Consider the following 22,354-nt stretch of genomic DNA (forward strand, 5'->3'; position numbering starts at 1 on the left):
TCCTGCTGAAGCCGTCATTGCTGCCGCGTCCAGGAAGAACGGAACAACGATCATGGCACGGATACGGGCAGTGGATGCGGCGGTGCTGGTGCTGGAGCGGGAGGGCGTGAGCTGCGCCTTCGGCGTGCCCGGTGCCGCGATCAACCCCTTCTATTCCGCGATGCGGTCGCGCGGTTCCATACGCCACATCCTGGCGCGCCACGTCGAAGGTGCCTCCCACATGGCGGATGGCTACACCCGCGCGAAGCCGGGCAACATCGGCGTCTGCATCGGAACATCCGGCCCCGCCGGCACGGACATGATCACCGGCCTCTACACCGCGCAGGCCGACAGCCTGCCGATCCTGTGCATCACCGGCCAGGCGCCGCGCGCCAAGCTGCACAAGGAGGATTTCCAGGCGGTCGACATCGAATCCATCGCCAAGCCCGTGACGAAGTGGGCGGTGACGGTGCGTGAGCCTGCGCTGGTGCCCCAGGTGCTGCAGCAGGCCTTTCACCTGATGCGCAGTGGCCGCCCCGGCCCGGTGCTGGTCGACCTGCCTGTGGATGTCCAGCTTGGCGAGATCGAGTTCGACATCGACAGCTACGAGCCCCTGCCCGCCTACAAGCCCGCCGCAAGCCGCCGCCAGGTGGAGAAGGCGATCGCCATGCTGCAATCGGCGGAGCGCCCGCTGATCGTCGCCGGCGGCGGCATCATCAACGCCGATGCCTGCGCGGAGCTGGTGCGCTTCGCCGAGATCACCGGCATCCCGGTGATCCCGACGCTGATGGGCTGGGGCAGCATCCCGGACGACCATCCGCTGATGGCCGGCATGGTCGGGCTGCAGACCAGCCACCGCTACGGCAACGCCACCTTCCTGCAATCCGACTTCGTGCTGGGCATCGGCAACCGCTGGGCCAACCGCCACACCGGCAGCATCGAGAAATACACCGCCGGCCGCCGCTTCGTGCATGTGGACATCGAGCCGACGCAGATCGGCCGTGTCTTCGGCCCCGACCTCGGCATCGTCTCCGACGCCCGCGCCGCGCTTTCGCTGTTCGTGCAGGTGGCGGAGGAAATGCGTGCCGCCGGCACGCTGCGCGACCGCACCGCCTGGGCCGCGCAATGCGCGCATCGCAAGCGCACCATGCTGCGCCGGACGCATTTCGACGACGTGCCGCTGAAGCCACAGCGCGTGTTCGAGGAGATGCTGGAACAGGCCGGTCGCGACACCTGCTTCGTCACCACCATCGGCAATTCGCAGATCATGGGCGCGCAGATGCTGCGGGTGTATGAGCCGCGCAACTGGATCAACTGCGGCCAGGCCGGCCCGCTCGGCTGGACGCTGCCCGCGGCCCTCGGCGTACGCGCGGCGGACCCGGCGCGGCGCATCGTGGCACTTTCCGGCGACTACGACTTCCAGTTCCTGATCGAGGAACTCGCCGCCGGCGCGCAGCACAAGCTGCCCTACCTGCATGTGGTGGTGAACAACAGCTACCTCGGCCTGATCCGCCAGGCGCAGCGTGGCTTCCAGATGGATTTCGAGGTCTCGCTGGCGTTCGAGAACATCAACGCGGTGGACGACCCGGACGCCGTGCCCGGCTATGGCGTCGACCATGTGGCGGTGGCGGAGGGCCTTGGCTGCAAGGCGATCCGTGTGAGGTCACCCAACGAGTTCAAGGACGCCTTCGCCCGCGCCCATGCGCTGATGGAGGAACACCAGGTGCCGGTGGTGCTTGAATTCATCCTGGAGAAGGTGACGAACATCGCGATGGGTACCGAGATCGACGCGGTGAACGAGTTCGAGGAGATCCTCTGCCTCGACCCGCTGCTGACGCCGGAGAATGGCTGGACGCCGACCGGCGCCGGCCTGCTGCAGGAAAACCTGACGGAGGTGAAGGAGCCCGCTTAAGCGCGCCCCGCCAGTGCCGCGCGCTTGATGCCCTTGGCGATCGACCATTTGTGCACTTCGGTCGGCCCGTCATAGATGCGGAAGGCGCGCGTCTCCCGCAGCACCTGCTCCACCACGGTATCGCCGGAAACCCCGGTGCCGCCCAGCACCTGCACGCAGCGGTCGGCGATACGGTACAGCGCCTCGGAAACCGCGACCTTGGCGATGGAGCTTTCCGCCGTGCCCGGCGCACCGCTGTCCAGCACGCCGGCGCACCAGTCGATCATCAGCGAGGCCTGCTGCAACTCGATGACGTTCTCGGCCAGCATGAAGCCGACGCCCTCATGGTCGATCAGCTTCTTGCCGAAGGCCTCGCGCTTCACGGCGTAGTCCACCGCGATCTCCTGCGCCCGCGTCGCCGCACCATGCCAGCGCATGCAGTGCGAAAGCCGCGCCGGGGCCAGCCGGATCTGCGCGTAGCGAAAGCCCTCATCCACCTCACCCAGCACCTGGCTGTCCTCCAGCCGCAGGTCCTCGATGGCGACGATGGCGTGGCCTCCGGGCATGGAGCTGTCGATGGTGTCGAGGATGCGCTCGATCCGGATCGCCGGATGCGGCAGATCCACCAGGAACATGGTCGCGCCGACGCGCGCGCCCTCCGGCGTGCTGCGCGCCATGACGATGCCGACTTCGGCGCCCTGTGCTCCCGTGATGAAAGCCTTGCGGCCGTTTACGACCCAGCCGCTGTTGTTGCGCACGGCGGTGGTCTTCAGCATGGAAGGATCGGACCCCGCGCCGCCTTCCGCCGCCGGTTCCGTCATGAAGAAGGCGGATCGCGCACCGGCCACCAGCGGCTCCAGGAAGCGCCGTTTCTGCTCCGGCGTTGCGATGCGGCCGAGCAGGAACATGTTGCCCTCATCCGGCGCCGCGGTGTTCACCGCGACAGGCCCGAGCGGCGAGAGGCCCGATTTCTTCAACACCGTCGCGGTTTCCACCTGCGTCAGGTGGAGCCCCCCCGGCAGGATGTGCGGCGTCAGCAGCCCGGCCGCGCGCGCCTTCGCGCGCAGTTCGCGCACCAGTTCCTCACTCGGCCCATGCGGTCCGCAGCGCGAATCGCGTTCATACGGGAACACCACATCGCGCACGAAGGCCTCGATTCGAGTGGCAATCTCCACGGCGCGGGGCGTCGTCACAGGCTGGACACCAGATGCCCGCCATCCACCACCAGCGTCGCGCCCGTCATGTAGCGGGATGCGTCGGAGGCCAGCAGCAGCAGCGGCCCGTCGAGATCCGCAAGCTGCCCGAGCCGCCGCTGCGGAATGCGCTTGATCATCGCCAGCCCCCCTGCCGATTGCCAGAACTCGCGGTTCAGATCCGTCTCGATGTAGCCGGGTGCGATGGCGTTCACGCGGATGCCGTGCCGCGCCCATTCCAGTGCCAGCGACTTCGTCATCTGGATGACGCCCGCCTTCGACACCGCATAGGGCAGCACCCCGCCCGCCTGCCGCAGCCCGAGGATGGAGGCGATGTTGACGATCGTCCCGCCGCCCCTCTCCCGCATCCCGCGCGCCACCGCCTGCGCCAGGAAGAACATGCCCTTGAGATTGGTATCCACCACCGCATCCCAGGCCGCCTCGTCGAGGTCGAGCGCCGAAGCTTCGCGCACGATGCCGGCGTTGTTCACCAGGATGTCGAAGCCGCCCTCAACCTGCGCCGTATCCAGCGCCATCATGTCCAGTTGCAGGGTCGTGCAGGTGCCGCCCGCCGCCCGGATGCGTGCGGCAACTTCCTCCAGCGCCGCCAGCCGCCGCGCCGCCAGCACCACCTCCGCCCCGCGCGAGGCCAGAAGCTCGCCGAAATGCGCGCCGAGGCCGGAGGATGCGCCCGTGACCAGCGCGCGCTTGCCGGCTACCTGCCCGAGTTCCTGCACATCATCCTCCCCGACGCCGCCCGGAAGCTAGGGTGCGGGGCCGGGGCAGGCAAGGCGGCCGGCTCAGGCCCTCTCGACGTTCCAGAAGATCGGGAACGAGGATTCCATCAGCCCCTTCAGAGAGGTGCGATAGGCCGCCGGGATGGTGAACTGGCCCCACATCACGCTCGGCGTCAGCTCATAGGCCAGGCGCTGGATTTCCGCCGTCAGGCGCTGGCGTTCCGCCGGCGTCTCGGCATTGGCGAAATCCTGCGTCAGGCGCGGGATGCGCTCGTCGCAGGACCATCCGGGATAGTCGGCGCAGGTGTTGGCGACGTAGAAATGCGTCAGGGGTGTCAGCATGTCGACGCCGTTGGAATACACGGCGAACATGCTCCAGCCGTCCCGCCGCGCACGGCGCGCCAGGACGGTGCCCCAATCCATCTGCTGCTCGTCGACGGTGAAGCCGGCCTCCTTCATGTTCTGCACCAGCACCTGTGCCGCGGTCTGGGAGATGGAGCCCGCAACCTGCAGGAACTGCACCGGCTGGCCGCGATAGCTGGTCTTGGCCAGTTCCGCCTTTGCTTCCGTGATGGAGAACTTCGCACCCTCCGCCCCCGCATCAGTGCTGTAGGGGGCATCGCACATCCAGAAGGAGGTGCATTGCGGCGCGCGGAAGCGCTGCGGCACGCCGATCGCCTGTAGCACCGTGTTCTGGTCCACCAGCTTCCACAGCACGCGCCGCACGGCGGGGTCATCGAAGGGCGGCGCCGCATGGTTGAGGCGGAAATTGCCCTGGAACTGGTGCAGCCCACCGAGCGACAGCAGCCTGATGTCGCGCGAGCGTTCCAGGCGCGGGATCCAGTCGAAGGGCACGTATTGCTGGTAGTCGATCTCGTTCGCCAGCAGCGCGGTTGCACCCGTCGCCTGGTCCGGCATCACGCGCAGCGAAAGGCTGTCCACCTTCACCACCTTGCCACCGGAAAGGAAGTCCGGCGCTTCGCTGCGCGGCACGTAGTCGGCGAACTTCTCCAGCACCATGTAGTTGCCGGGCCGGTACTGGTCCGGGCGGAAGCGGAACGGGCCGGAGCCGATGATCTCCGTGATGCGCGCATCGCCCGGCGTGCGTGCAATACGCTCCGGCAGGATGAAGGGCACCGGCGCATTTGGCTTGCCGAGCACGTCCAGCACCAGCGGGAACGGCTTCTTCAGCACCAGTTCGAAGCCCAGCGCGCCCTTCGCCGTCAGGCTGGCATGCGCCTCCCGCAGCATGCGACCCAGCGCATCCTTCGGCATCCAGCGGTTCAGCGAAGCCACGACGTCCGCCGAGGTCACCGCCTGCCCGTCATGGAACTTCATCCCAGGCCTGAGGGTGAAACTCCACGTCAGCCGGTCGGCGGAGGTCGTGTAGCCCTCCACCATCTGCGGCTGGATGCGGCCCTGGCCGTCCATGGCGAACAGCGTGTCGAAGATGTGAAAGCCGAAGGTCCGGGTGATGGCGGCCGTGGTCATGTAGGGGTCGAGGATCACGACCTCCGACTCCAGCACCAGGTTCAGCTGCGTCGCGGCCCGCGCGCCGGGCGGCCGGATGATGCCGCTGGCGGCGAGCACAGAGCCGGCAGCCAGAACGCCGCGGCGGCCGATCAGGGTTGAGGACATGGGTTGGCTCCCTCGCCGTTCGATATATCCTATGCCAGCATGAGCCGTGCCGAGGCTCCTGCGCAAGAGAGGAAACGCCGCGATGGATGACACCGAGCTCCGCTTCATGCCCGCCACCCGCGCCGCCGCGCTGATCCGCCGCCGCGCCCTGTCGCCGGTGGAGCTGACGCGGGCGGTGCTGGACGGCGTCGCACGCGAACAGCCGCGCCTGAACTGCTTCGTCACCGTGCTGGCGGAGGATGCCATGGCCGCGGCGCGCCGTGCCGAACAGGCGGTGATGGACGGGGGCGCGCTCGGCCCACTGCATGGCGTGCCTGTCCACATCAAGGACCAGGTCGATACCGCGGATGTGCTGACCACGCATGGCTCCGCGATCTTCGCCACCAACGTGCCGACGCGGGACGATGCCACGGCGGCGCGGCTGAAGGCGGCGGGCGGCATCCTGGTCGGCAAGACCACGATGCCGGAATTCGGCCACAAGGGCATCACGGACGGCCCCAGCTTCGGCACCACGCGCAACCCCTGGGATCTGTCGCGCACCACCGGCGGCTCCTCCGGCGGCGGTGCCGCGGCGGTGGCGGCGGGGCTGGGGCCGCTCGGCCTCGGCACGGATGGCGCGGGCTCCGTCCGCATTCCGGCCGCCGCCTGCGGCATCGTCGGGCTGAAGGCGACGCTCGGCACCGTGCCGTGGGAGACCTCCGCCGACACTTTCGCGAACAACGTCTATGCCGGCCCGATGACCCGCACGGTCAACGACGCCGCGGTGATGCTGTCCGTCATCGCCGGCCCCAGCGACCGCGACGCCCAGAGCCTGCGCGGCCCGGGCCTGGCCCCCGTCCCGCCTGGCCTGATCGGCAACGACCTGCACGGCCTGCGCGTCGGCTACATCGCGCGCTGCTGCAACCCCAAGGTCCAGGCGGAGGTGGAGGCCAACACCCTTGCTTCCCTCGACGCCCTCGCCGTGCGCGGCGCGCATGTGGAGGAGGTGACGGACGCGATCGACTGGATCGAGTTCGAGGGCCGCGTGATGTACCAGGCCGGCTTCTTCGTCGCCTGCACGCCGCATCTGGCGCAGTGGCACAACCAGATGGACCCGGTGCTGCTGGCCTTCATGGAACGCGGCTCCGGCTTCAGCCTGACGCAGTTCCGCCAGGCGCAGTTCGCCCGCACCCGGCTGTTCCGCGCCATCCAGGACCTGTTCGGGCGCTTCGACATCCTGGTGACGCCGACCCTGACGCGCACGGCCCTGCCGGCGGATTTCGACGCCGCCGATGGCCAGATCGAGATCGAGGGCGAGGCCTGCGGCATCACCCGCCAGGGCTGGACCAGCGCCATGTACCCCTTCAACCTGACCGGCCATCCGGCGCTGACCATCCCCTCCGGCTTCGCCAAGGACGGGCTGCCGACGGGCGTGCAACTGGTCGGGCCGTGGGGCGCCGACATGTCGCTGCTGCGCCTCGGCGCCATCCTGGAACAGGACCGCCCCTGGGCGCAGCACCGGCCGCCGGGGGTTTAGCCTAAGCGGGCAACCGCCGCGAAGCCCGCATCGGCCGCCTGTAATCCGCGGTCGATGTCGGCCTCCGTATGGGCGCAGTTCAGGAACATGTTGTGGCGCGGGTGGAAATAGGCGCCCGCCGCCAGCGCCGCGGAACAGAAGGCATCGCCAAGCCGGAAGCCGGCATCGCCTTCGAACAGCACCAGCGGCATCTGCGGCGGCCCGCTCTGGCGGATCGGCACGCCGTGCCGCGCGGCCAGCGCGTCCAGGCCGTCCCGCAGCCGCTGGCCCATCGCCGCCATGGTGGCGGGACCATCGATCCGTTCCAGTTCGCCCAGCGTCGCCAGCGCCGCCGCCATCGGCACCGCACCGCACCAGAAGGACCCGGTGGTGAAGACCTGCGTCGCGGCTTGGCGCAGCCATTCCGCGCCGGTCACGGCGGCCAGCGGATGGCCGTTCGCGATGGCCTTGCTCCATGCGGACAGGTCCGGCCGCACGCCCACCGTCTCCCACGACCCGGCCATGTGCAGCCGGAAGCCGGCGCGCACATCGTCCACCACCAGCGCCGCGCCCTGCTGGTCGCAGATGGTCCGCAGGGCCTGGGCGAAGGCCGGGTCGGGCAGTTCCAGCGGCAAGGCCATGTCGTGCCGGAAGGCGGTGACCAGGATGGCCGCCATGTCCCCCTTGGCCTCCGCCACTGCCGCCTCGACCGAGGCGATGTCGTTGTAGTCGTAGGAGACGAGATGCGCCCGGTCCTCCGCCGTCACCCCGGCGAGCGACGGCGAGCACCACGGCACCGCGCCATGGTACGACCCGCGCGCCACCAGCACCTTGCGGCGGCCGGTGGCGGCACGGGCGATAGTGACGCAGGCGGTGGTGGCATCGGTGCCGTTCTTCGCGAGCAGGCACCAATCGGCGTGGGCGATCAGCCCGACCAGCCGCTCCGCCAGTTCCACCAGCACCGGCGCCGGGCCGTTCATGCAGTCGCCGAGGTCGGCCTGCCGCCGCGCCGCCTGTTCCACCGCTGGGTGGTGGTGGCCCAGCACGATGGGCCCCCAGGAGGACATGAAGTCCACGACCTCCCGCCCGTTCACGTCCCACAGCCGGCAGCCTTCGGCGCGGGCGTAGTACTGCGGGTAGCCCTCCGGCAGCCTTGCGGCATTTAAATGCCCCCACAGCCCGCCGGGGATGACCCGCCGCGCGCGCCCCCGCAGCATCGCGTCGGGGTCGAGGTGGATGACGGTGTTCGGGGATTCGGGCATCGGGCGCTCCCTTGGGCTACCTGCGATATATCATATGGTGACAGCGGGACAAAACAGGTCAGGATGCGGTTGGACACCCGGAGAAGACGACATGCGACCATTCCTCGCCGCCGCCCTGTCCCTCACCCTGGCGCTGCCTGCCGGCGCGCAGACCCTGCGCATCGGCATCGCCTCCGACCCCGATGTGCTGGACCCGACGCTGTCCCGCAGCGTCGCGGCCCGGCAGGTCTTCATGGCGATGTGCGACAAGCTGATCGAGGTGGATGAGAAGGGCGCGCTGGTGCCGCAGCTCGCCACCGCCTGGGCGTGGGAAGAAGATGGCCGCGCGCTGCTGCTGACCCTGCGGCCGGGCGTCACCTTCCATGACGGCGCCGCGCTGGATGCGGAGGCCGCCGTCGCCGGCCTGAACCGCCACATCAACGCCCAGGGCTCCACCCGCCGCGGCGAACTTGGCCCGGTGACGGCGGTGGAGGTCGCCGGCCCGATGCAGGTCCGCATCCGCCTGTCCGAACCCTTCGCGCCGCTGCTCGCCGCGCTGTCGGACCGCGCCGGGATGCTGGTCTCGCCGCGCCAGGCGACTGTTCTGGGCGCCGATTTCCAGGCGCAGCCGGCCTGCGCCGGCCCCTACCGACTGACCCGCCGCGTGCCGCAGGACCGCATCGAGCTGGACCGTTTTCCCGGCTACTGGAATTCCGGCACGCTGTATTTCGACCGCGTTGTCTATCGCCCGATTCCCGACACCACCGTCCGCGCCGCCAACCTGCGATCCGGCACGCTCGACGTGATCGAGCGCGTGAATCCCTCGGACGTCTCGACCCTGCGCCGCGACAGCCGCGTGAAGCTGCTGGAGGGTCCGTCGCTCGCCTCCGTCTACCTCGCCATCAACGTCGCCAACGGCAACGGCGCGCAGAACCCACTCGGCCAGGACCCGCGGGTGCGGGAGGCGCTGGAACTGTCCATCGACCGCGAGATCCTGAACCGCGTCGCCTTCGAAGGCCTTTACCGCCCTGGCAACCAGTCCACGCCACCAGGCCATCCGCACCACATCGCCGCCCTGCCCGTCCCCGGCCGCGACCTTGCCCGCGCCCGTGCCCTGCTGCGGGAGGTCGGGCAGGAGCGCGTGCGCATCAAGTTCTCCGTCCCCAACACCACCGAATACATCCAGGCGGCGGAGGTGGTGCAGGCGATGGCCGCCGAAGCGGGCATCACGCTGGAGATCCAGGTGATCGAGGTGGCGACGCTGCTGCGCAACTGGACCGCCGGCGACTTCGAGATGCTGATCATCGCCTGGTCCGGCCGCACCGACATCGACGGCAATCTGTGGGGCTTCAACGCCTGCGGCCAGACGCTGAACGGCGGCAAGTACTGCAGCGAGGCCGCCGACGCCGCGCTGCGCTTCGGTCGCACCAGCGTCGACCCCGCCGCGCGCCTCGCCGCCTATGGCGAGGCGATGCAGGTTCTGCTGCGCGACCGGCCCTACATCTACCTCTGGCACCCCGCGAGCTTCTTCGGCACCACAGCGGCCATCAGCGGCCTGCGACTGGTGCCGGATGGGCTGATCCGCGTGCAGGGTCTGCGCGCCGCCAACTAACGCATCAGGCGGCGCAGGCCCTCCGCGACCTTCGCGGCCCCGGCCAGCGCCGCCTCGTTCAACGGGCGGGAGACGACCGGGGCAGCGCGACTGCCGCTGATCCGGACGATCTCCGCATCCAGCCAGTCGAAGCAGCGCGCCTGGATCTCATCCACCCAGCGCGCGCCATGCGCCGTGCCATGCGCGGTCTGTTCCGCGATGAGCACGCGGTTGGTGCGTTGGATGCTGGCCTCGATCATGGGCCAGTCCATGCCTTCCAGGTCCAGACAGCGCAGGTCGATGATCTCGGCGTCGATACCGGTGCTGGCCACTGCCGCCTCGGATTCCGCCACCATGACTCCATAGGTCAGCACGGTGCAGGCGCGCCCTGGCCGCACCAGGCGCGCGCGGCCGAAGGGCACGATGTAGTCGAGGTCAACCGGCACCTGGCCGCTGGTCTGGAACAGTCCCTGGTGCTCGATCATCAGCACGGGGTCCTCGCAGGCCAGCGCCGCGTTCATCAGGCCGACATAGTCGTGCGGCGTCGAGGGATGCAGGATGCGCCAACCCGGATAGGCCGCGAACAGCCCCGACGGGTCCATCGAATGCTGCGAACCATAGCCCGCCGCAGGTGAAACCCGCGCCCGCACCACAAGCGGAATGCCGAAGCCGCCGCCGAACATGTGCGCGAACTTGCCGATGCCGTTGAACATCTGGTCGGCGGCGACGATGGTGAAGTCGCCGAACATGATGTCCACCACCGGCCGCAAGCCGCACAGCGCCGCGCCGAGCGCCATGCCCGTAAAACCGTTCTCGCAGATCGGCGTGGCGAAGACGCGTTCCGGGAACTTCTCCATCACGCCCTTCGACGAACCGGAGACGCCGCCGCGCAGCCGGTGGATGTCCTCCCCGATCAGCACGATGCGCTTGTCGCGTTCCATGTTGTGCAGCAGGCAATCCGCGATCGCCTCGATATATTTTTTCGGCGCCGTCGCCGCCGCCGACATGGACGGTGCTTCCCGCACCGTCAGGCCGCGCAACTCGGACAGGTCGCCGCGGATCCCGTGGTCGATCTCCTCCACCCGCGGCAGCAGGCCTGGGCGAAGCTGCTGCGCATTGGCGCCGGGCGCGGTCTCGACCAATGCCGCCGCCGCGTCCTCCACGACCTGCCGCACCCGCGCCTCCAGCGCCGCCATCCCGGCCGCGTTCAGCACGCCCAGCCGTTCCAGGATCGGCGGCAGCGTCGCCAGCGGGTCACGGGCGCGCCAGGCCTCTTCCTCCGCCTTGTCGCGGTAGCCGAACTGGCTGCCGAGCAGGGGCCCCGACTGGTGCAGGAAGCGGTAGCAGATCGCCTCGACGAAGACCGGCCCGCCGGTCTCGGCGATGGTCCGCCGCGCCCACTGCATCGCGCGCCGCACCGCCAGCAGGTCCATCCCGTCGCATTCCACCGACGGCACGCCGAGCATCGCGCCGCGCGTCGTCAGCCGCGTCTCCCGTGTCTGGTCCTCGACATGGGTGGAGACGGCGTAGAAGTTGTTCTCCAGGAAGAACACCACCGGCAGCCGGTACAGCGCCGCCAGATTGATCGCCTCGAGCGTCTGCCCCGCCATCAGCGTGCCGTCGCCGAAGAACGCCACGGAGACGTCGTCCCGCCCCAGCACCTTGTCGGCCAGGCCGTAGCCCACCGCATGCGGCACGTTGCCGCCGATGATGGCGGAGGATCCCACCACGCCGGCTTCCGCGATCCGCATGTGCATGGACCCGCCGCGGCCACCGTTGAAGCCCTGCGCCAGACCCATGATCTCCGCCATCGTCCGCCGCACCTGGTCGCGCGCCGCCTGCGGCACCTCGTCCCGACGCGGATCGTAGCCCTCCGCCGTGGCGGCATTCAGCAGCTTGGCCAGGATCTGGTGATGCGCGCGGTGCGTGCCGTTGATCTTGTCCGCGGTGCCGAGCACCGACAGCGCGCCGACTGCCCCGGCCTCCTGCCCGATCGAGGCATGTGCCGGCCCGTGGATCAGCCCGGCGCCGTGCAGGTCGAGGATCTTCTCCTCGAAGCGCCGGATCAGCAGAAGCTGTTCCATCCAGCGCGCCAAATCGGCTGGGTCCTCCGCCGCCCAATCCGCGTCCTCGACCTCCAGCCGGAACCATGGCGTGACGGTGGAAAGTGCCTGCTGCTTCATGCGGTCCTCATTTTGCCGGGCGCCGTGCGTTCCAGCTCGCGCAGATGGCGCAGCAGGCCTTCGCCGCCTTCGACCATATCCGCCTGCACCGCTGCCCGCGTCGCAGCCGCATCGCGTGCCCGCAGGCCATCGAGGATATCCAGGTGGCGGTGCCGGCCGGGGTAGGTCGGGCGCGCATGCGGATACAGGTAGTTCAGCATCGGGCCGTTGCGCAGCCAGATGCCCTCGATCACCGCCAGCAGTTCCGGCATCGCCGCGGCGCGATAAAGCCCGTGGTGGAAGCGCCAATTGGCGCGGATCGCGAGCGCCGCCTCGCCCGCTGCTTCGGCCCGCACCAGCTCGGCATGGGCGCGCTCCAGGTCCCGGATCTCGGCGGGCGCCATGCGGTCCGCCGCCGCCTCCGCCGCCAGGCCCTCCAGCGCCGAGCGCACCAGGCGCAACTCCTGGTACTGCGCCAGGGTCAGCCCGGCGACGGTGATGGCCTTGGCCTGTTCCATGCGCAGCGCGCGTTCCCGCACCAGCTGCATCACCGCCTCCCGCACCGGGGTCTCGGACACGCCGAGCTGCAACGCCAGTTCGCGGATCTTCAGGCGCTGGCCAGGCTGCATCCGGCCTTCCATCAGCGCGGCCCGCATCTCGGCATAGACCCGCCCGGTCAGATTTTCGCGGCCGATGGGGGACAGGGTGCCGATCTCGGAGGGGACGCTTGCGCTCATCGCCCCAAGGTATTTGATATATCCAGTCGACCGCAACACCGGAGACCCCGCCAATGCCCGATGCCGATGCGCTGCGTGCCGCCCTGCCCCGGCTCGACGGCACGCTGCCCCTGCCCGGCCTCGCCGCGCCCGTCACCGTGCTGCGCGACCGCTGGGGCATCCCGCACATCCGCGCGGAGGGAGCCGCCACGGACGCCTTCCGCGCCCAGGGCTTCGTCCATGCCCAGGACCGGCTGTTCCAGATGGAGCTGAACCGCCGCCGCGCGCTCGGCCGCGCCGCCGAGTGGCTGGGCGCACCTGCGGCGGAGGGTGACATCCTGGCCCGGCGACTCGGCGTGGAAGCGGCCAGCCGGCGGGACTTTGCCGCAATCGGCCAGGCCGCGCGGGACATGCTGGAAGCCTATGCCGCCGGCATCAACGCCTTCCTCGACTCGGGTGCGCCGAACCCGATCGAGTACACCCTGCTCGACGCCGTGCCGGAACGCTGGGAGGGCTGGCACGCCATCGCGGTGATGCGCCGCCTCGGCCTGCTGATGGGCTCCGTCTGGTTCAAGCTGTGGCGCGCCGCCGCCCTGCCGGTGGTCGGCGCGGAGAACCTCTCGAAGCTGCGCTACGACGATGGCGGCCAGGACCTGGTGCTGGTGCCGCCGGGCGCGGAGGCGCTGCGGGCGGCCGCTGACCTTGCGGCGCTACGCCCGGCCATCCTGGCCTTGCTGGGCAGCGAATCGGTCGATGCCACCGGCGGCGGCAGCAACAACTGGGCCGTCGCCCCGGCGCAATCCGCCAGCGGCCGCCCGGTGGTGGCCGGCGACCCGCACCGGGTGTTCGAGATGCCGAACATGTACGCCCAGGGGCACGTGGCCTGCGCGGATTTCGACGTCATCGGCCTGACCGTGCCGGGCGTGCCCGGTTTTCCGCATTTCGCGCATAACGGCCAGGTCGCCTACTGCGTCACCCACGCCTTCGTCGACATCCACGATTTGTATGTCGAACGCTTCGACGCCGACGCCACCCACACCCGCGCGCCCGATGGCTGGGCGCCGGTGCAGCGGCGACGGGAGAGCATTGCCATCCGCGGCGGCGCTTCGCGCGACTTCGAGGTGGTGGAAACCGGCCACGGCCCGGTCATCGTCGGCGACCCCGCTACCGGCACCGCGCTCGCCCTAAAATCCGTGCAGTTCGCCGAGACGGACCTGTCCTTCGACTGCCTGCCGCGCATGCTGGCCGCGCCCGACGTGGATGCCCTGTTCGAGGCGACGCGCGGCTGGGGCCTGATCGACCACAATCTGGTCGCCGGCGACACCGAGGGCCACATCGGACACCAGATCCGCGCCCTGGTGCCACGCCGCCCGCGCGAGAATGGCTGGCTGCCGGTGCCCGGCTGGATCGCGGCGCATGACTGGCAGGGCATGATCTCGCATGAGGAGATGCCGCGCGTGATGGACCCGCCGGAGGGCCTGATCGTCACCGCCAACAACCGCGTCGCACCCGATGACGGGCCGGACTACCTCTGCACCGATTGCCACCCGCCCTACCGCGCCCGCCGCATCCTGGCCCGGCTGCGCGCAGCACCGGAGGCCCGCAGCGTGGAGGGTGCTGCCAGCCTGCACGGCGACACCCTGTCCGAAAACGCGCTGCTGATCCGCGACCACCTGGCCCGCCTGCCCGCACCCGCCGACCCGGCCGCCGCGGCCCTGCAGGCGCAACTGCTGGCGTGGGATGGCCGGATGGAGCCGGGCGCTGCCGCACCGGCCGCCTACGTCACCTTCCGCCGCGCCCTGACCGCCATACTGGGCTCGCGCAGCGGCCTTGGCGCGCTGGCCGGAGACAAGCTGCTGGCGGTCTCCCCCGGCGTGCCGCCCGCCAACCAGCTCTGGTGGATGCTGCCGGCACTGTTGCGGGCGGAGGATGCCAGCCTGCTGGGCGGTATCGACTGGGCGGAGGCGATGCAGCAGGCACTGCACCACGCCGCCCCTGCACCGACGCGCCCGTGGGGCGAGGTGCACCGGCCCACCCTCGCGCATCCGCTCTCGCCGCAATTCCCGGACTGGGCGCGATTGCTGGACCCGCCGGCGCTGCCGATCGGCGGTGACATGGACACGGTTCTGGCCACCGGCTTCTTCGCCGCTGGCGGCAATGCGGCCAGCTACGGCGCGCTGTCCCGCTACGCCTTCGATGTCGGCGCCTGGGAGAACAGCCGCTGGTCGGTCTTCCACGGCGCCTCCGGCCACCCCGGCAGCCCGCACTATGCGGACCAGCACGCCGTCTGGGCCGGCACCGCGATGGTGCCGATGACCTATGCCTGGGACCGGGTCGCGGCCGAGGCGCTCTGGACCCAGGCGCTGCGGCCCGGGTGAGCGTTCAGGCGCGGATCCAGGTTTCCGAAAATGCCAGCATCGCGGTGCTGATCCGCTGCCCAGCAACCTCCCGCGGTATGGGCGCGCCCGGCAGCCGCTTTCCGTTCACGGTGACAGTCGCCGTCTCGCAGCCGACGAACAGGCTCGGCATGTGGTGCTTTCCGGTCGCCGACTGCGCCGGGCCGAAGGCGAAGCAGAACGGTGCGCCGAGGCCGGACCAGTCCAGCGCCACGGTCATGTCGCCCGCCCGCACCGTCTCGCCATAGCGGGAGATGGCGTCGCCATCGGTCTCGACGCTGTCGAGCTTGCGGTACTGGAGGCCCTGCAACCCGGGCAGCCCGCGCCAGGCGCCGAAATGCGCGACGTAGTCGGAGATCAGCCAGCGCGCGAGCGGCTCATTGTCCGTCAGGCAGACATTGGCGCGCTCCGGCGGCGGCGCGGCCTCCTGCGGCGATTGCAGCAGCACCAGCGCGTGGCCTCGCCCAAGCGGCGACAGCACCACGCGGAAGAAGGAGGCCAGGGTGATGAAGGGACCGTCCGGGTCCTGCTTAAGCGAAATGCCCGGATTCTCGCCGGACCATTCCACCGTCCCGGAAAACACCAGGGGCTCAGCCATCCGTTCCATCCCTCGTCGTGTGATGCGGACAGTCTGCGCGTGGCGGTTCACGCGGGCAACGGTCAGCCGGCGGAAGTGCCGCCGGCATTGGCGAACAGGCGGCCATGCAGCGCGCGCTGGTCCTGGATCGCCATCGCGAAGGTCGCGTGCACATCGCCCAGGCGGCGGCTGGCGCCATCCGGCCCGATGAAGACGTTGCGGTTGCGCGCCAGCCCATCCGCGCTGACCACCCGCACCACCGCCTGCCCTGGCGCCCGATCCATCTCGGCCAGGAAGCGACGCGCGCCCGTCCGCCCGAGGAAATGCACCGCGTACAGGTCCACCGGCGTCAGCGGCCGTCCCAGCGCCGCCTCCAGCGCCGGCGCCTCCGCCACCAGCCGTGCCGCCGCCAGCACCGCCGAGAGCCGCGCATTGGTGCGCAGCGCCAGCAGGTAGCGCCGGCTGCGCTCGTCCCGCACCGAAATCCGGCCGGTCTGCCGATCCGTGACGATGGCGCGAGCCTGTGCTGCCAGCCCGTGCTGCGGCCCGAAATCCCGCACCGTCTCCAGCCAAGTGTCCTCGGTGAACTGCATCAGTCCGAGCGCGGTCGATTGGCGGTTCTCGGCCTTGCGGTCGAAGCTGCTTTCCCGCCAGGCCAGCGCCAGCAGCAGCGCCGGGTCGGCCCCCGTGGCGCGCGACGCCTGGAACAGGGCGCGGACGATCTCGGCAGGCGGCGCCGGAAGGTCAGCGCTCGGCCCGACTTCCGGCGCGGGCGGCGGCGGATAGGGCACGGGTTCGGGCGCCGCGGCCATCGCGACAGGCGGTGCAGCAGGAGGCTGGGTCGACACCGCCATCGGCGCGACCTCGGGTGCGGGGGCCTGAGCATGCGCCACCTGCGGGACGGGTGCCGGCTGCGACAGCGCCAGTAGCCCACCTGCCAGGCTGAACGGCAGCAAGGCGGCGATCCCGAGCGCCAGGCCGGCCCGCATCCGCGGCCCTGGGGCCGGTCGTCTCCTCAACTGCACGCCAACCTCCCCGCTCAACGAACTTTGCCGCAAGGCGCGCGACGCGCCTGTCAAGCGGCTTAACCCCGGAAGCGGGTCGTCGGTTTGGTGGCGGAGCGCACGATGCAGTGTGAGGGCAACCGGGTCAGTTACGCAGGCGCGAGCGTCGCATGCAGCAGCGGCACCACGCCCGCCCCCTCGCCGATCGCCCCGCCGACCCGCTTGACGGAGCCGGAGCGGACATCGCCGATCGCGAATACGCCGGGCAGGCTGGTTGCCAGCGTGCCGCCGCCCGTGGTCCCAGCACCGGTGGTCACGAAGCCCGCGCGGTCCAGCGCGATGCCGGACCCTTGCAGCCAGCTCGTCGCCGGGTCCGCGCCGACGAACAGGAAGACGTGCCGGACCTCTGCGCGCGTCGGCTCGCCCGTCCGCCGGTTCTGCCAGACCACCGACTCCAGCCCGGACTGCGCGACACCACCCAGTTCCACGATCTCGGTCTCGCACAGCAACTCGATGTTGCCGGCGGCTTCGATGCGGTCGATCAGGTAGCGGGACATGCTGGCGGCCAGCCCCGTGCCCCGCACCAGCATCCGCACCTTCGCCGCATGCGCCGAGAGATACACCGCCGCCTGCCCAGCCGAATTGCCGCCGCCGACCAGCACCACCTCGTCCCCGGCGCACAGCTTCGCCTCGACCGGAGAGGCCCAGTACCAGACGCCGCGCCCCTCGAACTCCGCCAGTCGCGGAATTGATGGCCGCCGGTAGCGCGCACCGCTGGCGATGACGACGGTGCGGGCCCGGATTGCCTCGCCTCCTGCAAGCTCGATGGCGTAGCTGCCGTCCGCCGAACGCGGAGACAGCCCTGCGGCCTCCGCCGGAATCATCATCTCCACGCCGAATTTCTGCGCCTGCACGAAGGCGCGGGAGGTCAGGGCGTGGCCCGAGATGCCGGTCGGGAAGCCGAAGTAGTTCTCGATCCGCGCGCTGGCCCCGGCCTGGCCGCCATAGGCGCGCTGGTCCAGCACCACCACCGACAGGCCCTCCGAGGCCGCATACACCGCCGCCGCCAGCCCCGCCGGACCGGCGCCGACCACCGCCACGTCATAGGCATCCGGCCGCGCCGGGGCGCGCAGCATGCCGAGGCAGCGGGCCAACTCCGTCTCCTCCGGATTGCGCAGCACCGAGCCATCCGGGCAGACGACCAGCGGCCAGTCGGCCTCCGCAGGCGCGTAGCGCGCCACGATCTCGATGACGCCCGCATCCGAGTCCGGCGTCAGCAACTGGTGCGGCCAGCCGTTGCGGGCCAGGAACCCCTGAAGCCGCACCAGGTCGAGCGACCCGCTGCGCGCGATCAGGGTCGGGCCGCCAGCGCCGCTGCGGATCAAGCTGACGCGGCGCAGGATCAGCGCCCGCATGATCCGCTCGCCGAGTTCCGCCTCCGCCACCAGCGCGGCGCGCAGCCCCTCCGGCGGAATCAGCAGCACCTCGACCGCGCCTTCCGCCACGCCATCGACCAACGCCGGGTTGCCGGACAATTGCCCGACCTCCGCCAGGAAATGCCCCGGCCCCTGTTCCACCACCGGCGTGACATGGCCGAGCCCGTCGCGCTGCGTGATGACGACCTGGCCGGACAGCACGACGAACATGCCCGGTCCCGGCTTGCCGGCCTCGAACAGGAATTCCCCTTCAGCATAATGCCGCAACGCCCCGAAGCGGCGCAGCCGATCGATCTCCGCGGCCGTCAGGGTCGGGAAGGTCTGCTCCGGGCGCGGATGCAGCACGGCGCGCGGTGGCGGGGCGGCGAGATCGATGGACATGGCAGGCCTCGACGGTGAACCGGGAGTGTTCCCGGATCACCGTCATGTCGCCAGGGAAATTCCCGTGGCAGGAGCCGGCGCTACTCCGGCCGGATGTTTGCCTCGCGGATCAGCCGGCCCCACATCTCCGTATCCTCGACCAGCACCTGGCGCAGCTTCGCGGCATCCCCGGTCTCGGCAGCGACACCCTGCGCCGCCATGCGCTCGCGCACCTCCGCGTCCTCGGTCGTGGCGCGCAACGCGGCGGACAGCCGGGCCAGGACCGGCTCCGGCGTGCCGACCGGCGCGAACATCCCCTGCCAGAACACCGCGTCGAAGCCGGGCAGCGTCTCTGCCACCGGTGGCACCTCCGGCAGCAGCGGCAGCCGCGCGGCGGAGGACACTGCGAGCGCCCGGGTGCGGTTGTCCCGGATCGCCGGAATCGCCTCGAGCGCCGCTGCGAACATCGCCTGGATGCGCCCGGCCTGCAGGTCGATCAGCGCCGGGGCGCCGCCGCGATACGGGATGTGGGCCACGTCGATGCCGGCGCGGTTTCGGAACAGCTCCAGGCACAGGTGGTTCACGGCCCCGGTGCCGGAACTGCCGAAATTCACCTTGCCCGGATTGGCCTTGGCATGGGCAATGAACTCCGCCGTGCTGCGCGCGGGCACGTCCGGGTGGACATGCAGCACGAAGGCGCTGCGATAGCCCATGCCGACCGGCACCAACTCCCGCAGCGGCTCCTTCGGCGTCAGGTTCGGCTGCAGCGCCGGGTTGATGGCGAGCGAGGAGGCGCCCATCAACAGCATGTAGCCGTCCGGCCTCGCCTGCGCGACGGCGGTGGAGGCGATGGCCGTGGCCCCGCCCGGCCGGTTCTCGACCACGATGGGCTGGCCGAGCTCACGCGACATGCGCGCCGCGATCAGCCGTGTCATCACATCCGTCAGGCCGCCCGGCGCATAGCCGGAGACCAGGACGATCGGGCGCGTCGGCCAACTGTCCTGCGCACGGGCCAGGCCCGGCGCAACGGCAGGCGCGGCCAGCATCAGGCCAAGCGCGGATCGCCGATTGAAGATCATGTTGTTTCCTCCAGTTGGGGCGGACGCCGCCAGTGAGCACGGCGGACCCTGCCACATCGTTACACCATCAGGCCAGCAACCGGCCCGTTCATCGAGCGCCAGCGTTGCGCGGCCCAGACTAACCGGAAAAAATATTTTTGGTTGCGGGCTTGGGAAGCGGCGTTCTTGTTCCCGGAAGTCCGATTTCGGATTAGCCCGTAAAACGCCTCAGTTTCCAGGAATTATCCGTTCTGTCACATGCCGTCGGCCAGTGCCTTGATTTGCAGCGGCAGCTCGAAATGCCATCTAATGCATCGACGACGTTGGTCGGACTGGCCTGATCGCCGGTTCGTGACTGTCGCAGCGGCCGCCTTTTCCGGCGGTCACTGTGCCAATCCTCGTCGTGAACACAACCGTAGCAGGATCACATGCCTTCCCTCCGGGCTCGGAAAGCCCTCGACTACAGCCGGATCGGCAAGAACCGGCTCAATCTCGTCAGCCAGATGGACCTGGATGCAACGCAGGTCGAAGACTATCTCGGTCCGCTTTCGGACATCCTGGGCGCCGTTCGCCAGGGCCCTTGGCATTCGCTGGTCGGCATTCAGGCGGAAGGCTGCCTTGTCGGCTTCTACGTTGTGCATCCGGACCGGCGCGATACCACCTGCTGGTGGCTCGGATGGTTCATTCTGGCCCGCGCGCACCAGGGCAAGGGCCTCGGCCGCAGCATCCTGGCGCGGGTTTTGGCCGCCCTCTCCGCCACCCCCGGCTGTCGTCGGGTGCGCCTGATCGTCGTGCCGGGCAATGCGGGCGCCATCGCGCTGTATGCCAAGGCCGGGTTCCGGGTCGTCGACACGCTTGCGGCCACTGGCGACCTGGTCATGGAATGCGCGCTGCACATGCAGTGCCCCGCGATGGCGCAGGCGAAGCCGCGGGCAGTCTGCGCGATTGCCAGCCGGCGCGGCCGCCGCCGCCTGCGGTTGCGGCCGCGGAGCGGGCCCCACGCCGCCCGCGTCATCGGCGTCGAGCGCGGACCACCCCCAGCCGCCGGCCGGTCACCCGGAATTCCGCGACCGGCCCACCGGCCTTCTTCCGCGCGACGGCAGGCTCTCGAGCCAGGCTGATCATCAGGTCGGGCGGGGGAAGATCATGCGGAGCAGATCGGGCGATAGCCGCGGACAGGGGAAACAGCCGCGCCTGTGATCTGCAAATGCAAGCCATTCGCATTATCGCTACCGCCCCGAGGCCGGATGTAAGGCCCGGCCCGTCCGGGCTCGTCGGCTCTGGCGCCCGACCCTTCGGAGCCCGACCCTGCGGAGCCCGACCGTTCGGAGATCGCACGACCATGCCAAGGCGCCGCAGCCTGCTCGCCCTGCTCGCCACTCCCCTGCTGCCGGGCATGGCCCTGGCGCAGCCGGTGCCGACGAAGCGCGCGGTGCTGGCACACTATGCCGACCTGGCCCAGGCGATGCATGGCGACGCGCTGGCCGGCGCCCGGCTCTTGCAGACCGCGGTGGCTCGGCTTGTCGCGCAACCGTCGGAGGCATCGCTGGTCGCGGCGCGGGAAGCCTGGATCGCGTCGCGGGTGCCCTACCAGCAGACCGAGGCCTTCCGCTTCGGCAACCCGATCGTCGATGAGTGGGAGGGCCGGGTGAATGCCTGGCCGCTGGATGAGGGCCTGATCGACAACGTCGCCTTGGATCGCTACGGCGACAGCAACGACGAGAACGCGCTCTAAACCGCCAACATCATTGCCTCGACCGAAATCACCCATGCCGGCGAGACCATCGGTGTCTCCACCATCACCGCCGATGTGCTGGGCCGGCCGCACGAGATCGGCGGCGTCGAGGCGAATGTCACCATTGGCTGGCACGCCATCGAGTTCCTGCTCTGGGGCCAGGACCTGAACCGCACCGGTCCGGGCGCCGGCAACCGTCCCGGGACGGATTACGCCCGCGGCAGGGACGCGACCGGCGGCAACACCGAACGCCGCGGCACCTACCTCACCACCGTCACCGGCATGCTGGTGGCGGAATTGGCGGCGATGGTGGCGAACTGGGCACCGGGCGGCGTGGCCCCGCGATGGCGGATCTCGTGCAGGCCGCGGTGCCCGCGCTGGGGCGGGAGATGCGCGCGCGGCTCGACGCGACGCTCGCCGCCTTCCTGGCCATCAAGACCCGGGCCGAGACGGCGGAGGCCTACGACCAGATGCTCGGCGAGGGCAACTCGGCCGGTAACGCCGCCTTGCAGGCCGGCATCGACGCGCTGCTGCAGCAGACCCGCACCACCGAGCGCATCGTCGGCGCGCTGCGCCTGGACATCTCGATCGAAGGCTCGGACAGCCTGGACAACCCCGGCTCGGTGCGGCGCCCCTGGTAGCGATGCGGCGCCGGATCACGCTGGCAGCCGCGGCGGTGCTGGCCGGCGCCGCCACAGGCCTCGCCGGCGGCGCAGATCGGCCCGATCCTGCGGAACTGCTGCCGGGCGGCTCGGCCACCGCGCGCAATGCGCAGGGTGCCACCGCCTTCTCCCTGCCCTCCACCTCCCTGCCCTTCGAGCGGCTCCTGGACTTCAAGGTCGGGGACGCCGTGTTCCGCCGGCTGTGGGTCGCGGCGCCAGCCTCCACGCGCAATGCCGATGGGCTGGGGCCAATCTACAATGCGCGCGGCTGCCAGTCCTGCCAAATGCGCGACGGCCGCGGCCGGCCGCCGGAGGCTGGCGAGCCGGCCTCCTCCCTGCTGCTGCGGCTGTCCGTGCCGCCGCGGGCTGGCTGCCGGCGGACCCGGAGCCGACCTACGGGCTGCACCTACAAACTTTCGGCCTCGCCGGCCATCCGGCCGAGGCGCGCGTGGAAATAGACTGGACCGAGCAACAGGTGACGCT

Annotated in this window: 17 protein-coding genes and 1 pseudogene; 8 read left to right on the forward strand and 10 right to left on the reverse strand. The window is 70.3% G+C overall.

Annotated elements, in window-relative coordinates; genetic code table 11:
* The first annotated feature begins 52 nt into the window (after positions 1-52).
* On the forward strand, positions 53-1,891 hold the full coding sequence (gene gcl, locus ACLF3G_RS24270) for a glyoxylate carboligase (RefSeq protein ID WP_430671976.1): 1,839 nt from the start codon (positions 53-55) through the stop codon (positions 1,889-1,891).
* Here gcl and ACLF3G_RS24275 read toward each other — a convergent pair.
* The 3 genes from ACLF3G_RS24275 to ACLF3G_RS24285 all read right to left on the reverse strand — a co-directional run bounded on the left by ACLF3G_RS24275 (position 1,888) and on the right by ACLF3G_RS24285 (position 5,438).
* A complete protein-coding gene (locus ACLF3G_RS24275) occupies positions 1,888-3,063 on the reverse strand; it encodes an acyl-CoA dehydrogenase family protein (protein WP_430671977.1) in 1,176 nt (391 codons plus the stop codon). The genes gcl and ACLF3G_RS24275 overlap by 4 nt on opposite strands.
* On the reverse strand, positions 3,060-3,800 hold the full coding sequence (locus ACLF3G_RS24280; protein WP_430671978.1) for an SDR family NAD(P)-dependent oxidoreductase: 741 nt from the start codon (positions 3,798-3,800) through the stop codon (positions 3,060-3,062). Before ACLF3G_RS24280 ends, ACLF3G_RS24275 begins: the two co-directional genes overlap by 4 nt.
* Positions 3,801-3,863: 63 nt before the next feature.
* Positions 3,864-5,438 carry an ABC transporter substrate-binding protein gene (locus tag ACLF3G_RS24285; protein WP_430671979.1) on the reverse strand — a complete coding sequence of 525 codons (1,575 nt, stop codon included), beginning with the start codon at positions 5,436-5,438 and terminating at the stop codon, positions 3,864-3,866.
* A gap of 82 nt (positions 5,439-5,520) precedes the next feature.
* On the opposite strand from ACLF3G_RS24285, the gene ACLF3G_RS24290 reads away from it, so the two are divergent.
* Positions 5,521-6,954: an amidase gene (locus ACLF3G_RS24290; RefSeq protein WP_430671980.1), complete on the forward strand. Its 1,434-nt coding sequence runs from the start codon at positions 5,521-5,523 to the stop codon at positions 6,952-6,954.
* Here the strand turns inward: ACLF3G_RS24290 and ACLF3G_RS24295 are convergent.
* The gene (locus ACLF3G_RS24295; protein ID WP_430671981.1) at positions 6,951-8,195 is read right to left on the reverse strand and encodes an aminotransferase class III-fold pyridoxal phosphate-dependent enzyme; all 1,245 of its coding nucleotides are present in this window, start codon (positions 8,193-8,195) and stop codon (positions 6,951-6,953) included. The two genes, ACLF3G_RS24290 and ACLF3G_RS24295, sit on opposite strands and share 4 nt — an antisense overlap.
* Before the next feature lie 91 nt (positions 8,196-8,286).
* On the opposite strand from ACLF3G_RS24295, the gene ACLF3G_RS24300 reads away from it, so the two are divergent.
* The gene (locus ACLF3G_RS24300; RefSeq protein ID WP_430671982.1) at positions 8,287-9,786 is read left to right on the forward strand and encodes an ABC transporter substrate-binding protein; all 1,500 of its coding nucleotides are present in this window, start codon (positions 8,287-8,289) and stop codon (positions 9,784-9,786) included.
* Here ACLF3G_RS24300 and ACLF3G_RS24305 read toward each other — a convergent pair.
* Both ACLF3G_RS24305 and ACLF3G_RS24310 read right to left on the reverse strand, forming a co-directional pair.
* Positions 9,783-11,948, reverse strand: coding sequence for an alpha-ketoacid dehydrogenase subunit alpha/beta (locus ACLF3G_RS24305; protein WP_430671983.1), 2,166 nt, complete (start codon positions 11,946-11,948; stop codon positions 9,783-9,785). The two genes, ACLF3G_RS24300 and ACLF3G_RS24305, sit on opposite strands and share 4 nt — an antisense overlap.
* Positions 11,945-12,664, reverse strand: coding sequence for a GntR family transcriptional regulator (locus tag ACLF3G_RS24310; RefSeq protein WP_430671984.1), 720 nt, complete (start codon positions 12,662-12,664; stop codon positions 11,945-11,947). Before ACLF3G_RS24310 ends, ACLF3G_RS24305 begins: the two co-directional genes overlap by 4 nt.
* A 53-nt stretch (positions 12,665-12,717) precedes the next feature.
* On the opposite strand from ACLF3G_RS24310, the gene ACLF3G_RS24315 reads away from it, so the two are divergent.
* On the forward strand, positions 12,718-15,021 hold the full coding sequence (locus tag ACLF3G_RS24315; RefSeq protein WP_430671985.1) for a penicillin acylase family protein: 2,304 nt from the start codon (positions 12,718-12,720) through the stop codon (positions 15,019-15,021).
* A gap of 4 nt (positions 15,022-15,025) precedes the next feature.
* On the opposite strand, the gene ACLF3G_RS24320 is transcribed toward ACLF3G_RS24315, so the two are convergent.
* The 4 genes from ACLF3G_RS24320 to ACLF3G_RS24335 form a co-directional block, all read right to left on the reverse strand.
* On the reverse strand, positions 15,026-15,637 hold the full coding sequence (locus ACLF3G_RS24320; RefSeq protein WP_430671986.1) for a hypothetical protein: 612 nt from the start codon (positions 15,635-15,637) through the stop codon (positions 15,026-15,028).
* A 62-nt stretch (positions 15,638-15,699) separates the two neighbouring features.
* The gene (locus ACLF3G_RS24325; protein WP_430671987.1) at positions 15,700-16,605 is read right to left on the reverse strand and encodes a transglycosylase SLT domain-containing protein; all 906 of its coding nucleotides are present in this window, start codon (positions 16,603-16,605) and stop codon (positions 15,700-15,702) included.
* Between the two features lie 164 nt (positions 16,606-16,769).
* A complete protein-coding gene (locus ACLF3G_RS24330; protein ID WP_430671988.1) occupies positions 16,770-18,437 on the reverse strand; it encodes an FAD-dependent oxidoreductase in 1,668 nt (555 codons plus the stop codon).
* Positions 18,438-18,517: 80 nt separating this feature from the next.
* On the reverse strand, positions 18,518-19,495 hold the full coding sequence (locus ACLF3G_RS24335; RefSeq protein WP_430671989.1) for a Bug family tripartite tricarboxylate transporter substrate binding protein: 978 nt from the start codon (positions 19,493-19,495) through the stop codon (positions 18,518-18,520).
* Between the two features lie 407 nt (positions 19,496-19,902).
* Between ACLF3G_RS24335 and ACLF3G_RS24340 the strand changes: the two genes are divergently transcribed.
* The 4 genes and pseudogenes from ACLF3G_RS24340 (at position 19,903) to ACLF3G_RS24355 (ending at position 22,329) form a co-directional block, all read left to right on the forward strand.
* Positions 19,903-20,595 carry a GNAT family N-acetyltransferase gene (locus ACLF3G_RS24340; protein WP_430671990.1) on the forward strand — a complete coding sequence of 231 codons (693 nt, stop codon included), beginning with the start codon at positions 19,903-19,905 and terminating at the stop codon, positions 20,593-20,595.
* Positions 20,596-20,939: 344 nt separating this feature from the next.
* A pseudogene (locus ACLF3G_RS24345) lies at positions 20,940-21,472 on the forward strand (imelysin family protein); the annotation flags it as partial.
* A gap of 54 nt (positions 21,473-21,526) precedes the next feature.
* The gene (locus tag ACLF3G_RS24350) at positions 21,527-21,850 is read left to right on the forward strand and encodes an imelysin family protein (protein WP_430672045.1); all 324 of its coding nucleotides are present in this window, start codon (positions 21,527-21,529) and stop codon (positions 21,848-21,850) included.
* 2 nt (positions 21,851-21,852) lie between these two features.
* Positions 21,853-22,329, forward strand: coding sequence for a di-heme oxidoredictase family protein (locus ACLF3G_RS24355; RefSeq protein ID WP_430671991.1), 477 nt, complete (start codon positions 21,853-21,855; stop codon positions 22,327-22,329).
* Positions 22,330-22,354: the final 25 nt, after the last annotated feature.

Origin of the sequence: Falsiroseomonas sp. HC035 (genome assembly GCF_050563525.1) — a bacterium.
In the GTDB taxonomy this organism is placed as follows: Bacteria; Pseudomonadota; Alphaproteobacteria; order Acetobacterales; family Acetobacteraceae; genus Falsiroseomonas.